This window comes from Streptomyces kaniharaensis (assembly GCF_009569385.1).
GTDB classification, from domain to species: Bacteria; Actinomycetota; Actinomycetes; order Streptomycetales; family Streptomycetaceae; genus Kitasatospora; species Kitasatospora kaniharaensis.
On record NZ_WBOF01000001.1, the window covers coordinates 3,462,966 to 3,477,357 of the forward strand.

Here is a 14,392-nt window from a genome sequence, read left to right on the forward strand (position 1 = left end):
CCGGGTGCCGCCGCGCCGATGCCCGATCCCGGCCCCACGTCCGACGCGTCGGAAGGACCCGCAGTGAGCAATCGGCGCCGCGACCCCCGGGACGGTCCGTGGCGACAACCTCCGTCGTGACCCGAGCCGCCACCCGGCCGCCCGACCGGCCGGTGCCGACCAGGCGCACCACCGAACTCGTGCTGGTCCTGGCCGCCGTGCTGCTCGCCGTGTTCGGCTACGTCGAGGTCGGCGTCGACCTGGACGGCACGGTGCCCGCCGGCGCGGCCGAGTACGGCTCCGCGCTCGGCGTGCTCGCCCTGCTGGCGCACGCCGTCGTCCGGTGGCGGGCGCGGTACGCGGACCCGGTGCTGCTGCCGATCGCGGTGCTGCTCAACGGGATCGGGCTGGTGGTGATCTACCGGCTCGACCGGGCCACCTCGGTCCCGGGCGCGGCGCCCGCCCAGCTGCTCTGGTCCGCCCTCGGGGTGGCGCTGTTCGTCGCGGTGGTGCTGGTGGTGCGCGACCACCGGAGGCTCCAGCGCTACGCATACCTCGGGGCGCTGGTGGCGCTGGTCCTGCTGGTGCTGCCGATCTTCTTCCCGCCGGTGTACGGCTCGCGGATCTGGATCGTCGTCGGACCGCTCTCCTTCCAGCCGGGGGAGTTCGCCAAGATCCTGCTGGCAGTCTTCTTCGCCGCCTACCTGGCGGTGCACCGGGACGCGCTGGCGCTCACCGGGCGGCGGGTGTGGCGCTTGCGGCTGCCGCGCGGGCGGGTGCTCGGGCCGGTGCTGCTGATCTGGGCCGCGTTCGTCGGCGTCCTGGTCCTGGAGACGGACCTCGGCACCTCGCTGCTGTTCTTCGGCCTGTTCGTGGTGCTGCTGTACGTGGCCACCGCGCGCACCGGGTGGATCGCGATCGGGCTGGTCCTGGCGGCGGCCGGCGCGGTGACGGTGGGCCGGCTCTCGCCGCACGTGCACAGCCGGGTGACCGACTGGCTGGATCCGCTCGGCTCGATCGCGGCCGGCAAGGGTGCCAACCAGATCGCCCAGTCGCTGTTCGCCTTCGCCTGGGGCGGGGAGCTGGGCACCGGGCTGGGCAACGGACACTCGGCGCTCATCGGCTTCGCCGCCAAGTCCGACTTCATCCTCGCCACGATCGGCGAGGAGCTGGGCCTCACCGGTCTGGTCGCGGTGTTCCTGCTGTACGCGCTGCTGATCTCGCGGGGGTTCCGGACGGGCATCGCGCTGCGCGACCCGTTCGGGCGGCTGCTGGCGATCGGGCTGGCCGCGATCGTCGGCCTGCAGGTGTTCGTGGTGGCGGGCGGGGTGCTGGCGCTGATCCCGCTGACCGGGATGACCCTGCCGTTCGTCGCCCAGGGCGGCTCCTCGGTGGTCACCAACTGGATCATCGTCGCGCTGCTGGTGCGCATGAGCGACATCGCCCGCCGGCCGGCCCCCGGGGAGGCCTGATGGCGCGCATCCGTCCCCGCGGGAACGGGCCGCAGGGGCTGCCGGGCATCTCCGTCACCGGCCGCCGGGCCGGCACCTTCTGCCTGCTGCTGATCGCGGCGCTGTGCGTCCAGGCCACCCGGGTGCAGGTGTTCGAGGCCAGGCGGCTCGACCACAACTCCGCCAACCAGCGGCTCACCGTCGAGCGGTACTCGCAGCCGCGCGGGAACATCCTGGTCGGCGCGGATACCGTCACCGGCTCGGCTCGCACCGGCGGCCGGTACGACTACAAGCGCACCTACACCGACGGCCCGCTGTACGCGGCCGTCACCGGCTTCGCCTCGCAGGGGTACGGCAACACCCAGCTGGAGGGGATCGAGGACGACCTGCTGACCGGCGCCGACAGCCGGCTGGCGGGCTGGGCGGTCTGGGACGCCGTCAGCCGCGGGCAGAACCCCGGCGGGGACGTCTACACCACCCTCGACCGGGCCGCCCAGGAGGCCGCGATGCGCGGGCTCGGCAGCCAGAAGGGCGCGGTCGCCGCGATCGAGCCGGCCACCGGACGGATCCTGGCCCTGGCGAGCACCCCGTCGTACGACCCGGGGAGCTTCGCCGGCTCCTCGTCGGCCGACCAGACGGCCTGGAACCGGCTACAGAGCGACGCCGACCAGCCGATGCTCAACCGGGCGCTGCGGCAGACCTACCCGCCCGGCTCGACCTTCAAGGTGGTGACGGCCGCCGCCGCACTGGCCAGCGGGGTGGTCACCGACGTCGACGCGCCGACCGCGGCGCCCTACCCGTACGTCCTGCCGGGCACGACGACGCCGCTGGTCAACGACACCACGGCCTGCGACCGGCCCGGGCTGTCGCTGGACACCGCGATGGTCTCCAGCTGCAACAGCGTTCTCGGCTACCTCGGGGTGCAGACCGGGCAGGACGGGGTGGTGGCGATGGCCGAGGGCTTCGGCTTCAACGACGCCAGGCTCGACATGCCGGTGCGGCCGGCCCGGTCCAACGTCGACACGACGATGGACCAGTCGCAGGTGGCGCTCTCCTCGATCGGGCAGTTCGACACCGCGGCCACCCCGCTGGTGATGGCGATGGTCGCGGCCGGGATCGCCAACAACGGCACGGTGATGCGTCCACAGCTTGTGGACAAGCTGACGAGGAGCGACGACACCGTCGTCCGGCGCATGAAACCGGCCATTTACCGGCAGGCGATCACGCCGGAGGTGGCCGGGCAGGTGCAGCGGCTGATGACCGACGTGGTGGACAACGGCACAGGCCGAGGCGCCCGGATCGGCGGCGCGGTGGTCGGCGGGAAGACCGGCACCGCCCAGCACGGGGTGGACAACAGCGGCACGCCGTACGCCTGGTTCATCTCCTGGGCGAAGCCGGCCGGCTCGGACGCGGTGCCGCCGGTCGCGGTGGCCGTCGTGATCGCGGACAGCGACGCCACGGACGTCACCGGTGGCGCCCTGGCGGCGCCGATCGCCCGCTCGGTGATGCAGGCGGTGCTCGGGCGGTGATCCCGCCCACCGCCTCTGAGCTGCGGCGTTAGCCGCCCGGCGGCAGATGCGCCGTTTGCGAAGTGTCCGGTTTGTACGGGCATCTTCGCCGATTCGTACAATGCGCACATCGAGACTGTTCGTTTGCGTCACTAGTGCCTTCGCGCGGTACTGTCCCATCTTTGTTCGGTTGGTCCTGATGACACCACATGTGCGTCGAGTGACCGGCCGCCAGGACACCCTCACTCGCCCAGAAGGACCGCAGTTTTGGCCAGCAACACCCTTGGTGCGCGTCTGCTGCGACGCAAGCCCGTCTCGTCACTGATCGCCGAGAGCGAGGGCCACGGCGGCGTTCCGTCCGGCGCGCCCGAGGAGGGCGGACGCTCCGGCATCCACCTGCGCCGCTCCATCGGCCTCTGGCAGCTGTCCTCCATCGGCATCGGCGCCACCATCGGCACGGGCATCTTCTTCGTGCTCAACACCGCGGTGCCGTCAGCCGGCCCGGCCGTCATCCTGTCGTTCGTGATCGCCGCCGTCACCGCCGGCCTCACCGCGCTCTGCTACGCCGAGATGGCCTCCGCGATCCCGGTCTCCGGCTCCTCGTACTCCTACGCCTACGCCACTCTCGGCGAGGGCGTCGCGTTCGGCGTCGGCATCTGCCTGCTGATGGAGTACGGCGTCTCCGCCTCCGCGATCGCGGTGAGCTGGGCCGAGTACCTCAACAAGTTCCTCGACCTGGCCTTCGGGGTCAAGATCCCCGAGCAGCTGTCGGGCGCGCCGGACGGCACCCACTGGTTCAACCTGCCGGCGCTGCTGCTGGTCGCCATGGTCTGCGTCCTGCTGGTCCGCGGCGTCAGCGAGTCGGTGAAGGTCAACGCGGCCATGGTCGGGATCAAGATCCTCATCCTGCTGCTGTTCATCGGCGTCGCGCTGACCGGCTTCCACTCCGGCAACCTGACCCCGTTCATGCCGCTCGGCATCGGCGGCGTGCAGGTCGCCGCGTCCAGCATCTTCTTCTCGTTCATCGGCCTGGACGCCGTGTCCACCGCCGGTGAGGAGGTCAAGAACCCCCGCCGGACCCTGCCGCTGGCGATCATCATCTCGTTGGTCGTGGTGACCCTGCTCTACATCCTGGTCGCCCTGGCCGGCATCGGCGCCCAGCCGTGGCAGCAGTTCGACGGCCAGGAGGCCGGCCTCGCTCAGATCCTCCAGGACATCACCGGCCAGAGCTGGCCCGCGATGGTCTTCGCGGTCGGCGCGATCCTCTCGATCTTCAGCATCACCCTCGTGGTGATCTACGGCCAGACCCGCATCCTCTACTCGATGGGCCGCGACGGCATGCTGCCCAAGCGCTTCGCCCAGCTCTCGCCGCGCACCGGCACCCCGGTCTGGAACACCCTCGTGGTCGGCGTGCTGGTGGGCGCCCTGGCCGCGTTCATCCCGCTGGACGTCCTGGCCGACATCACCAGCCTCGGCACCCTGATCGCCTTCTCGGTCGTCTCGATCGGCGTGATCATCCTGCGCCGCACCCAGCCCGACCTGCCGCGCGGCTTCAAGGTCCCCGGCTACCCGGTCGTGCCGCTGCTCAGCGTCGGCTTCTGCGTCTACCTGATCACCGGTCTGCACGCCGACACCTTCCGGGCCGGGGCGATCGCCCTCGTGGTCGGCGTGATCGTCTACTTCGGCTACGGCATCAAGCACTCCAAGCTGGAGCAGCAGCGGGAGGAGCAGCCGGAGCAGGAGTCCGCCGTGGCCGACGCCGAGACCGGCTGAGCCGCGGGATTCCGCGCACGAGGGGCCGCCGGTGGGTACGACACCCGGCGGCCCCTCTCGTGCCACCTGCGACTATCCGGGTGTCCCGGTGACGACAGGGCCCCGCCCCGGCAATAACCTTCCACCATGGTGAGCACCCGCACGCCCGGCTTCTCCCGTCCGCGCGGCCGGTTCACCGGCCGGACCAGAACGCCGGCCCCGACCTCCGCAGGACCGTCCTCCAGACCCGACCGCCCCCGGCTCGGCCTGATCTCCCGGGACGTCCCCCGGCAGCGTCGCGAGAACACGTTTCCACCCACGCCCGATCGACTGAATCCGGCCCACCTCGCCTCGCTGCGCAGCGTCCAGCTGCTCGGCTGCGCCATCGCCGCCGGCTGGGCGGCCGCCTTCCCGATCATCTCCGACCTGCCCAACCAGCGCCTGTGGGGCGCCGTCGCGGCTCCCGCCTACGCCCTCGCAGGGCTGCTCTGCCTGATCCTGCCGCGCCGCTTCGCGGCCCGCTCCGCCGCCGCGGTCGGCCTGCTCGGGGCCGTCCTCGTGCCGCTCGCGCTCCTCGCCCTCCAGGGCCGCCACCAGTCCGAGGTGATGGTGGTCGAGCGCTCGGCCCATCTGCTGCTCACCACCGGCAGCCCCTATCTGCAGCACCCGGTCGTGGTCACCGACTACGACCCGTACCTGCCGGCGATGACCCTGTTCGGGATGCCGCGCCAGCTGCTCGGCAACGGCGACGCCCTGACCCGGGTCGCCGGGGACGCCCGGATCTGGTTCGCGCTCACCTTCCTCGCCTGCCTGCTGGCCAGCTGGCGCCTGCTGCGGCCCTCCCGGGACCGCGCCCCCCTGCTGCCGCTCGCCGTGCTCACCGCCTCGCCGCTGATAGCGCTGGCCCTCGCCGTCGGCGGGGTCGACCTGCCGCTGATCGGCGTCTGCTGCCTGGCCATGGCGCTCGCCGAGCGCGACCGGACCGTCGGTGCGGGCCTCGTCCTCGCCCTCGCCTGCACCCTCAAGTGGACGGCCTGGCCCGCGCTGCCGGTCGCCGTCCTGCTGCTGTGGCGGTTGTACGGGCGGCGCCCGGCCGCCCGGACCGGGCTGATCGCGGTCGGCGTGAGCCTGGCCGTGATCCTGCCGTCCGCGCTGACCCGGGCGGACGCGCTGCGCGAGCAGGTTGTGCGCTTCCCGCTCGGGCTGACCGCGATCCGCACCCCGGCGGGCAGCCCGCTGCCCGGCAAGGTGCTGGCCGGCTTCGGGCCGACCGGGCACACCGTCTCGCTGGCGCTGATGACCATGGGCGGGATCGGGGTGGCGATCTGGCTGCTGGCCCGGCCGCCGGTGTCCGCGATCGCCGCCGCCGACCTGCTGGCCGCCGGGCTGGCGATCGCCTTCATGCTGGCCCCGGCCGGGCGGTTCGGGTACTTGGCGCTGCCGGTGGTGCTGGTGATCTGGCCCCGGATGGCGGCCCGGCGGTGGAGCGGCAAGCCGCCCGTCCCACCCGGGCCGGTAGGCCGGAGACCGAGGCCGGAAAGGCCGGAGCCCGCTCTGCCGCGAGGCTGAGCGGGCTCCGGGGGCCAGCGGCTCAGCGGTTGCCGAACGCCTTGAGGAGGGAGGCGACGGCCGGGCCGGCCGAGTCCACGCCGTGGCCGCCGCCCTGCACCTCGGCCGCGACCGCGATGTTGCCCCGGTAGGCGGTGAACCAGCTGTTGGTGGTGGCCGCGCCGGCGACCTCGGCGGAGCCGGTCTTGGCACCCGCGTTGTCGGTGATCCCGGCCATCGCGGCCTGTGCCGTACCGCCCTGGGCGGTGGCGGCCATCATCGCGCGCAGCTTGCCGGCGACGTCCGGCGAGATCGGGCGGGCCGCCACCTGCTGCGGCAGGCCCTCGACCAGGATGGGCTGCTTGAACGCGCCGCTCTGGACAGTCGCGGTGATCGAGGCGATGGCCAGCGGGTTCATCTGGACCTTGCCCTGGCCGATGTAGTTCATGGCCTGCTCGTCCTTGCTGCCCGGGGTCGGCGGCACCTTGCCGTCGGCGTTCGGCAGGCCGGTCTTCCACTCCAGGCCGATGCCGTAGACGTCCTTGGCGGTGGCGGAGAGCGTCTCGGGCTTGAGGCTGGTCAGGCCCTGATTGATGAAGGCCGTGTTGCAGGACACCATGAAGTCCTGCTGGAGCGTGTTGTTCGGGAAGGCACCGGGGAAGTCGTTCGGGATCGCCACCGGGTTGCTGCTCTTCTCCGGGCAGGCCACCACGCTGTCCGGGTTGATCCCGGCCTCCAGCAGGGCCGTCGAGGTGACGATCTTCATCGTCGAGCCCGGCGCGAGCAGGCCGGCGAAGGCCCGGTTCTGGCCGGTGGCCGGCGCGTTGGCGAAGGCCAGCACCTGGCCGGTGCTCGGCTCGATCGCGACGATGGACCCGGACTTGCCGCCCAGGTCGGTCATCGCCTTCTCGGCGGCGGCCTGGATGTTGTTGTCGATGGTCACCTTGAACGGCTTGGCCGGCTTGGGCTCGACGATGGTGAACAGCTTGTCGGGCGCGGTCTTGCCGTTCGGGTCGGTGATCACCACCGCGCTGCCCGCGTCCTGGTCCTTGTTCGGGTCCGGCGGCAGCAGCTTGTGGGCGTTGTCCTGCAGGGTGGTCAGCAGCGCCGGGGTGAGCGACGCGCCCTGCAGCGGCTTGCCGTTGCGGTCCACCACGGTGCCCGCCGGGGCGAAGACCTGCTGGGTGGCGATGGTCTCGGTCCCGTTCAGGTGCGGGTGGATCACGCTCGGCGCCCAGTGCACGGCCGGGGTGTCGTCGCTCATCTTCACGACGCTCAGGAAGCCGTTGTAGTCCCAGACCCGGGCGGTGCCCGCGAACTCGGCGCGCGCCTTGAAGCCCATCAGCACGCCGGCGGGCGCCGGCGTCGCGGAGGCGGACGGCGAGTCGGTCGCGCCGGGGGTGCCGGTGGCCGACGGCGTGGCGGAGGCGCCGGCGGACGGCTTGGCCGGGGTGGGCGTGCCGGTGGCCGAGGCGAAGGCCTGCGGGGTGGCCGGACCGGACGGGGTCAGCGTCAGCCCGCTCGGCTTCACCTGGTCCCTGAAGGCGTTCAGCGCGGCGGTGGCCGCGTCCGGATTGTCGGTCAGCGAGGCGGCCTTGGCCACGTCGCCGGCCGCCCAGGCCGCCAGGAAGTCCTTCGCGCCGCTCGCCGCCTGGTCCGCGGAGGGCGGCTCGGCGACCACCGTCCGGGCCTTCTTGGCCTCGGATGACCCGGAGTCGGAGCCGCCGACCAGGCTGTACGCCCCGTAGCCGCCGCCCGCGAGCACGACGACGGACACGCCGGTGATGATGCCGATCTTCGCGCCTCTGCGCATGGTGCTGCTCCCCCAGGGGTCAGGCGACAACGTGGTACGGACCCCACCCTAGGCAGGCGGACTCGGTGCGCCGACGAAACGCCCGGGAGTTGTGACGGTTCTGGTACGTGCCGAACACCGCACACGGACGATCCTTCCACTCCGGCGACAAGATCCAGTCGGCTAGATCCAGCTGGTGAACCACATCCGCTGCCGCCAGTCGTCCATCGGGATCGTCTGCCCCGTGTACAGCGGGAAGAAGAACAGGAAGTTCCAGACGATCAGCAGGACCAGGAGGCCGGCCGTCGCGGAGCCGATGATCCGGCGGTCCCGGGACGCGCCGGGCGGGCCGATCAGCACGCCGACGAGCATGGTCACCGCGAGCACCAGGAACGGGACGAAGGCGACCGCGTAGAAGAGGAAGATCGTCCGCTGCTGGTAGGCGAACCAGGGCAGGTAGCCGGCCGCCAGGCCGCACAGCACCGCGCCGGCCCGCCAGTCCCGCCGCGCCGCCCAGCGCCACAGGCAGTACACCAGGGCGATGCAGGCCGCCCACCAGAGCAGCGGGGTGCCGAGGCCGAGCACCTCGCGGGCGCACTCGGCGGCGGTGCAGCCGTCCTGGCCCTGCTTCGGGGACTCGTAGTAGAAGGACACCGGCCGGCCCAGCACCAGCCAGCTCCACGGGTTCGACTGGTAGGTGTGCGGGTCGCTCAGGTGGGTGTGGAAGTCGTACATCGTGGCGTGGTAGTGCCACAGAGCGCGCAGGCCCTCGGGGATCCACGGGTAGTCGGTGCTGCGGCCTGCCGCCCAGTCGCGGCCCCAGCCGCCCTGGCCGGGCACGTTGCTGCTGGCGAACCAGCCCCACCAGGAGGCGATGTAGACGCCCAGCGAGACCACGACGATCGAGACGAAGGCGGGCAGGGCGTCGCGGGTCAGCGTCGCCAGGTACGGGCGCGGGGCCCCGGCCAGGCGGCGGGCGCCCGCGTCCCAGAGCACCGTCATCAGGCCGAAGGCCGCGGCGACGTACAGGCCGCTCCACTTGGTCGCGCAGGTCAGGCCGACGCAGACGCCGGCCGCGATCCGGTACGGGCGCCAGCCCAGGTGCACCCGCTGCGCAAGTGCGGCGTCGGCGGCCCCGCCGAGCTTCGCGGCCAGCCGGGCCCGGGTGTGGTCGCGGTCCAGCAGGAGGAAGCCGAAGGCGGCGAGGATCCAGAACATCACCACGAGGTCCAGCAGGGCCGAGCGGCTGAGCACGAAGTGCAGGCCGTCCACCGAGAGCAGCAAGCCGGCCACGCAGCCCAGCAGGGTGGAGCGGAACAGGCGGCGGGCGATCCGGGCCACCATCAGCACCGACAGGGTGCCGAGCAGCGCCACCGCGAACCGCCAGCCGAAGGGGTTCATGCCGAACAGCCACTCGCCGAAGCCGATGATCCACTTGCCCACCGGCGGGTGGACGACGTAGCCGGCCATCGGGCGGTACGGGACGTCCCCGTCGTCCTTCATGATCTGTTCGTTGGCGCCGTCCGGCCAGCTGATCTCGTAGCCGCCGTGCCAGAGCGCGTAGGCGTCCTTGGCGTAGTACGTCTCGTCGAAGATGATCGCGTGCGGCTGGCCGAGGTTCGTGAACCGCAGGATCCCGGCGAACAGCGCCACCGCGAGCGGGCCGAGCCAGCCCGCCCAGCGGCACAGCCACGACCAGAGGCCCTGCGGCAGGGACGCGCCCAAGCGCAGCAGCAGCGGGGACGGCGGGACCGCCGCGGGCGTCACCCCGGGGCCGTCCGGCATCGGCGGCACCAGCCGCTCGGTGAGGGGCGCGGCCGGGCGGGGCGCGTAGCCGAACAGGGCCAGTCGCCGCCGCCAGGTGTCCGGCCGGTCCGCCGCGGGCGGGCGCGGGGCCGGGACGACGGGGGACGGCAGGCCCGTCGCGCCGACGCCACCCTCTGCGGTGTGGTCTATACCAATGGGCGTCTGCGTCCCCGTGTCGCCGTTCATCCGCCACATCGTAGGGGCGCTGTCCGATCATCGGACCAGCCCCTCGGAAGCTGCCCGAATCGTCACCATAAACGCGGAGGCTGGAAGGATGGGGTCCGTGACAGGAGTACTCGTTCTCGCAGGCACCCCCATCGGCGACGTCTCGGACGCCCCGCCCCGGCTGCTCACCGAACTCGCCACCGCGGACGTGATCGCGGCCGAGGACACCCGGCGACTGCGCCGGCTCACCCAGGCGCTGGGGGTGACCCCGGCCGGGCGGGTCGTCTCCTACTTCGAGGGCAACGAGGTCGGCCGCACGCCCGAGCTGGTCGAGGCGCTGCTCGGCGGCGCCCGGGTGCTGCTGGTCACCGACGCCGGGATGCCCTCCGTCTCCGACCCCGGCTACCGGCTGGTCGCCGCGGCCGTCGCCGCCGACGTCAAGGTCACCGCGGTGCCCGGGCCGTCCGCCGTGCTCACCGCGCTCGCCCTGTCCGGTCTGCCGGTGGACCGCTTCACCTTCGAGGGCTTCCTGCCGCGCAAGACCGGCGACCGGGCCCGGCAGCTCGCCTCGATCGCCGCCGAGCCTCGCACCATGGTCTTCTTCGAGGCGCCCCACCGCATCGCCGAGGCGCTCGCCGCGATGGCCGAGGCGTTCGGCGCCGACCGCCCGGCCGCCGTCTGCCGGGAGCTCACCAAGACCTACGAGGAGGTCAAGCGCGGCCCGATCGGCGAGCTGGCCGCCTGGGCCGCCGAGGGCGTCAGGGGCGAGATCACCGTGGTCGTCGCCGGCGCCCCGCCGGCCGCGCCGCAGGAGCTCACCCCGGCCGAACTCGCCCGGCTGGTGGCCCTCCGGGAGGAGGCCGGGGAGCGGCGCAAGGAGGCCATCGCGGCCGTCGCCGCGGAGCTGTCGCTGCCGAAGCGCGAGGTGTTCGACGCGGTCGTCGCGGCGAAGAAGGAGGCCGGGAGCGAGGGGCTGAAAAAGGAGTGAATTCCGGGGGGTTGCGTGGCGGACGGGGAGTCGTACCTTGGAGTGAAGGCCCCGGTAAACGCCCGCTGAGCTGAAGCTTTGGCCGTGGTTTTCGCACAGGATCCCACCATTCGTATAGGGACCCCCAACCCGCATCCAAGTCTTCACAAGCGGGGCGTCGGCCGGGGCGGTCCGGGCATTTCCTGGAGAGGAAAGACCCAGCCGGGCGAGGGCCCGGCGGGCGCTGGGAGACGGCTATGAGCGAGCGCAGCGAGCGACCCGACAGACGGTGCGCGTTTCGCGAAGCGACCGCCGAGCGGAGCGAGGTGGGCGCATGAGCGAGATCGTCGGTAGCCCTTTCGGTGGCAACGCACTGAGCGACCCCGGCCTGACGGGCCAGCCGCACCCTCCCGTCGAGACCGTACGGGAGGCCTACTCCTTCGCGTGCCTGAAGTGCGCATACGGGTGGGAGCAGGCGTACGACATCGAGCACCACATCGCCAAGGACGGCCGCGTCGTGTTCGAGTACCACGCCAACGGTGTCCGGGTACCGTCCCCGCTGCTCAAGCCGACCTGCCCGGGGTGTGGCGGACACACCGTCCGGATCATGCGCGAGGGCCGGGTGGCCGTCGCCGACCAGCCCTGGCAGCACGCCCCCGGCTACCCGGCGCACGCCGAGCCGGCCGGGGCGCCCGCGGTGTCCGGGCCCGTCAAGCCGCGCGGACGCTGGGCCCGGTTCTGGTCGCGGCTGCTGGGCTGACGCCGGGGGCGCACACGGGGCCGCCCTCCCGCCGCGGACGCGGTCGAGGGCGGTCCCGGCACGTGGAACGCGGTCGAGGCCCACGCCTGCGCGCGACTAAGCTTGCCGACCATGGCGGCCACTGCAGACCACAGCACCACCGGGGCGAGCGCCCCGGCGTACTACGTTTCCACCCCGATCTACTACGTCAACGATCGCCCGCACCTGGGCCACGCGTACACCACCGTGGCGGGCGACGTCCTCACCCGCTGGCACCGCCAGCGCGGCGAGAAGGTGTGGTACCTGACCGGCACCGACGAGCACGGTCAGAAGATCATGCGGACCGCCGAGGCCAACGGCGTCACCCCGCAGGAGTGGTGCGACAAGCTGGTCGAGGAGGCCTGGAAGCCGCTCTGGGAGCACCTGGAGATCGCCAACGACGACTTCATCCGCACCACCCAGCAGCGGCACACCGACCGGGTGCAGGAGTTCGTCCAGGACCTGTACGACAAGGGCGAGATCTACAAGGGCGGCTACTCCGGCCCGTACTGCGTCGGCTGCGAGGAGTACAAGCTCCCGGCCGAGCTGCTGGACGGCGCCACCGAGGGCGAGAAGCTCTGCGCGATCCACAAGAAGCCGGTCGAGTGGCTGGAGGAGGAGAACTACTTCTTCCGCCTCTCCGCCTACGGCCCGAAGCTGCTGGAGTTCTACGCCGAGAACCCCGGCTTCATCGCCCCCGAGTCCGCCCGCAACGAGGTGCTGCGCTTCGTCGAGCAGGGCCTCCAGGACCTCTCGATCTCCCGCTCCACCTTCAACTGGGGCGTGCCGCTGCCCTGGGACGAGAAGCACGTCCTGTACGTGTGGGTCGACGCGCTGCAGAACTACATCACCGCCGCCGGCTACGGCAGCGACCCCGAGCGCTTCGCCGAGCTGTGGCCCGCCTCCGTCCACCTGGTCGGCAAGGACATCCTCCGCTTCCACGCCGTCATCTGGCCCGCCATGCTGATGGCCGCCGGGCTGCCGCTGCCCAAGCGGGTCGTCGCCAACGGCTGGCTGATGGTCGGCGGCGAGAAGATGTCCAAGTCCAACCTGACCGGCATCGCGCCCACCGACCTCACCTCGCACTTCGGCGTGGACGCCTACCGCTACTACTTCCTGCGGGCGATCCCGTTCGGTACGGACGGCTCGTTCTCCTGGGAGGACTTCACCGCCCGGTACACCTCCGAACTCGCCAACGACTTCGGCAACCTGGCTTCCCGGGTCGCCGCCATGGTCGGCAAGTACTTCGACGGCGTGCTGCCGGCGGCCGCCGCGCCCGGTGACGCCGAGCAGGCCGTCGCGGCGGGACTCCGCGCGGCCGTCGCCACCGCCGACCGCAAGATCGGCGAGGAGCTCGACTTCGCCGGCGGCCTCGCGGCGATCTTCGAGTTCGTCAAGCAGGTCAACGGCTACATCACCGAGCAGGAGCCCTGGAAGGTCGCCAAGGACGACTCGGAGGAGGGCCGGGCCCGGCTCGCCACCATCCTCTACACCGCGGCCGAGTCGCTGCGCGCCACCGCCGTGCTGCTCAACCCGGTGATGCCGGCCACCGCCGAGAAGCTGTGGGACTCGCTGGGCGCCGCCGAGGGCCTGGGCGCGCTGTCCGCGCAGACCATCGCCACGGTGGCCGACTGGGGCCGGCTGCCCGCCGGTGCCACCGTCACCAAGGGCGACATCCTGTTCCCGCGCCTCGAAGAGAAGCCCGCCTCCTGATGGCACCCAAGGACGACCGCGCCACGCCGCCGCCGCTGCCGGTACCCCTGGCAGTGGCGGTGGCAGACTCGCACACCCATCTCGACATGCAGTCCGGCACGCCGGAGGAGGGCCTGGCGCGCGCCGCCTCCGTCGGGGTCACCACGGTCGTCCAGGTCGGCTGCGACGTGCCCGGCTCGCGCTGGGCCGCCGAACTGGCGGCCCGGTACGAGCAGGTGCACGCGGCCGTCGCCCTGCATCCGAACGAGGCGCCGCGGATCTACCTGGGCGACCCGGACGGCTGGTCCGGGCAGCAGCGTCCGGCCGGTGGACAGGCCGCGCTGGACGAGGCCCTCGCCGAGATAGACGCGCTCGCCGCGCTGCCGCAGGTCCGCGCCGTCGGCGAGACCGGCCTCGACTACTTCCGCACCGGGCCCGAGGGCGTGGAGATCCAGAAGGAGTCGTTCCGCCGGCACATCGAGATCGCCAAGCGCCACGGCAAGGCCCTGGTGATCCACGACCGCGACGCCCACGAGGACGTCATCGCCGTCCTGCTGGAGGAGGGCGCCCCCGAGCGGACCGTCTTCCACTGCTACTCCGGCGACGCCGAGATGGCCAAGGTGTGCGCCGAGCACGGCTGGTACCTCTCCTTCGCCGGCCCGGTCACCTTCAAGGCCAACCAGCCGCTGCGCGACGCCCTCACCGCCACCCCGCTCGACCGGATCCTGGTCGAGACGGACGCCCCCTTCCTCACCCCGCATCCGTACCGGGGGCGGCCCAACGCGCCGTACCTCATCCCGGTCACGGTGCGGTCGATGGCGGCGACCCTCGGGCTGCACGAGGACGAGCTGGCGACGGCGATCGCGGAGAACACCGCGCGGGCCTTCGGCTACTGAGCGCCGCCGTCCGGGTCAGCGCGTCCGGACGGCACCTCCCGCGCCCGTATCCTTGGCG

At 72.3% G+C, this 14,392-nt stretch carries 10 protein-coding genes; 8 read left to right on the top strand and 2 right to left on the bottom strand.

From position 1 onward, the window contains the following. The first annotated feature begins 116 nt into the window (after window positions 1–116). From F7Q99_RS15895 to F7Q99_RS15910, 4 genes are all read left to right on the top strand, one after another. On the top strand, window positions 117–1,451 hold the full coding sequence (locus tag F7Q99_RS15895; RefSeq protein ID WP_326846718.1) for an FtsW/RodA/SpoVE family cell cycle protein: 1,335 nt from the start codon (window positions 117–119) through the stop codon (window positions 1,449–1,451). Next, on the top strand, window positions 1,451–2,959 hold the full coding sequence (locus F7Q99_RS15900; RefSeq protein ID WP_153462142.1) for a penicillin-binding transpeptidase domain-containing protein: 1,509 nt from the start codon (window positions 1,451–1,453) through the stop codon (window positions 2,957–2,959). The genes F7Q99_RS15895 and F7Q99_RS15900 overlap by 1 nt, the downstream gene beginning before the upstream one ends. Window positions 2,960–3,205: 246 nt before the next feature. Beyond that, window positions 3,206–4,711, top strand: a complete 1,506-nt coding sequence (locus F7Q99_RS15905; RefSeq protein ID WP_153462144.1) for an amino acid permease — start codon at window positions 3,206–3,208, stop codon at window positions 4,709–4,711. A 126-nt stretch (window positions 4,712–4,837) separates the two neighbouring features. After that, window positions 4,838–6,259: a glycosyltransferase 87 family protein gene (locus tag F7Q99_RS15910; protein WP_153462145.1), complete on the top strand. Its 1,422-nt coding sequence runs from the start codon at window positions 4,838–4,840 to the stop codon at window positions 6,257–6,259. Between the two features lie 22 nt (window positions 6,260–6,281). Here F7Q99_RS15910 and F7Q99_RS15915 read toward each other — a convergent pair whose 3' ends face one another. Further along, window positions 6,282–8,051, bottom strand: a complete 1,770-nt coding sequence (locus F7Q99_RS15915; RefSeq protein WP_153462147.1) for a penicillin-binding transpeptidase domain-containing protein — start codon at window positions 8,049–8,051, stop codon at window positions 6,282–6,284. A 162-nt stretch (window positions 8,052–8,213) separates the two neighbouring features. Beyond that, window positions 8,214–10,022, bottom strand: a complete 1,809-nt coding sequence (locus F7Q99_RS15920; protein ID WP_153462149.1) for a dolichyl-phosphate-mannose--protein mannosyltransferase — start codon at window positions 10,020–10,022, stop codon at window positions 8,214–8,216. 97 nt (window positions 10,023–10,119) lie between these two features. Between F7Q99_RS15920 and rsmI the strand changes: the two genes are divergently transcribed. The 4 genes from rsmI to F7Q99_RS15940 all read left to right on the top strand — a co-directional run bounded on the left by rsmI (window position 10,120) and on the right by F7Q99_RS15940 (window position 14,334). After that, window positions 10,120–10,989 (top strand): 16S rRNA (cytidine(1402)-2'-O)-methyltransferase, encoded by an 870-nt coding sequence (rsmI, locus tag F7Q99_RS15925; protein WP_326846719.1) that lies wholly within the window; start codon window positions 10,120–10,122, stop codon window positions 10,987–10,989. A 313-nt stretch (window positions 10,990–11,302) separates the two neighbouring features. Continuing rightward, window positions 11,303–11,728 (top strand): hypothetical protein, encoded by a 426-nt coding sequence (locus F7Q99_RS15930; RefSeq protein ID WP_230210233.1) that lies wholly within the window; start codon window positions 11,303–11,305, stop codon window positions 11,726–11,728. A gap of 111 nt (window positions 11,729–11,839) precedes the next feature. Further along, entirely contained in the window at window positions 11,840–13,459 is a 1,620-nt protein-coding gene (gene metG / locus F7Q99_RS15935; protein WP_153462153.1) for a methionine--tRNA ligase, read from the top strand. Continuing rightward, window positions 13,459–14,334, top strand: coding sequence for a TatD family hydrolase (locus F7Q99_RS15940; protein ID WP_153462155.1), 876 nt, complete (start codon window positions 13,459–13,461; stop codon window positions 14,332–14,334). Before metG ends, F7Q99_RS15940 begins: the two co-directional genes overlap by 1 nt. The last annotated feature ends 58 nt before the right edge of the window (window positions 14,335–14,392 follow it).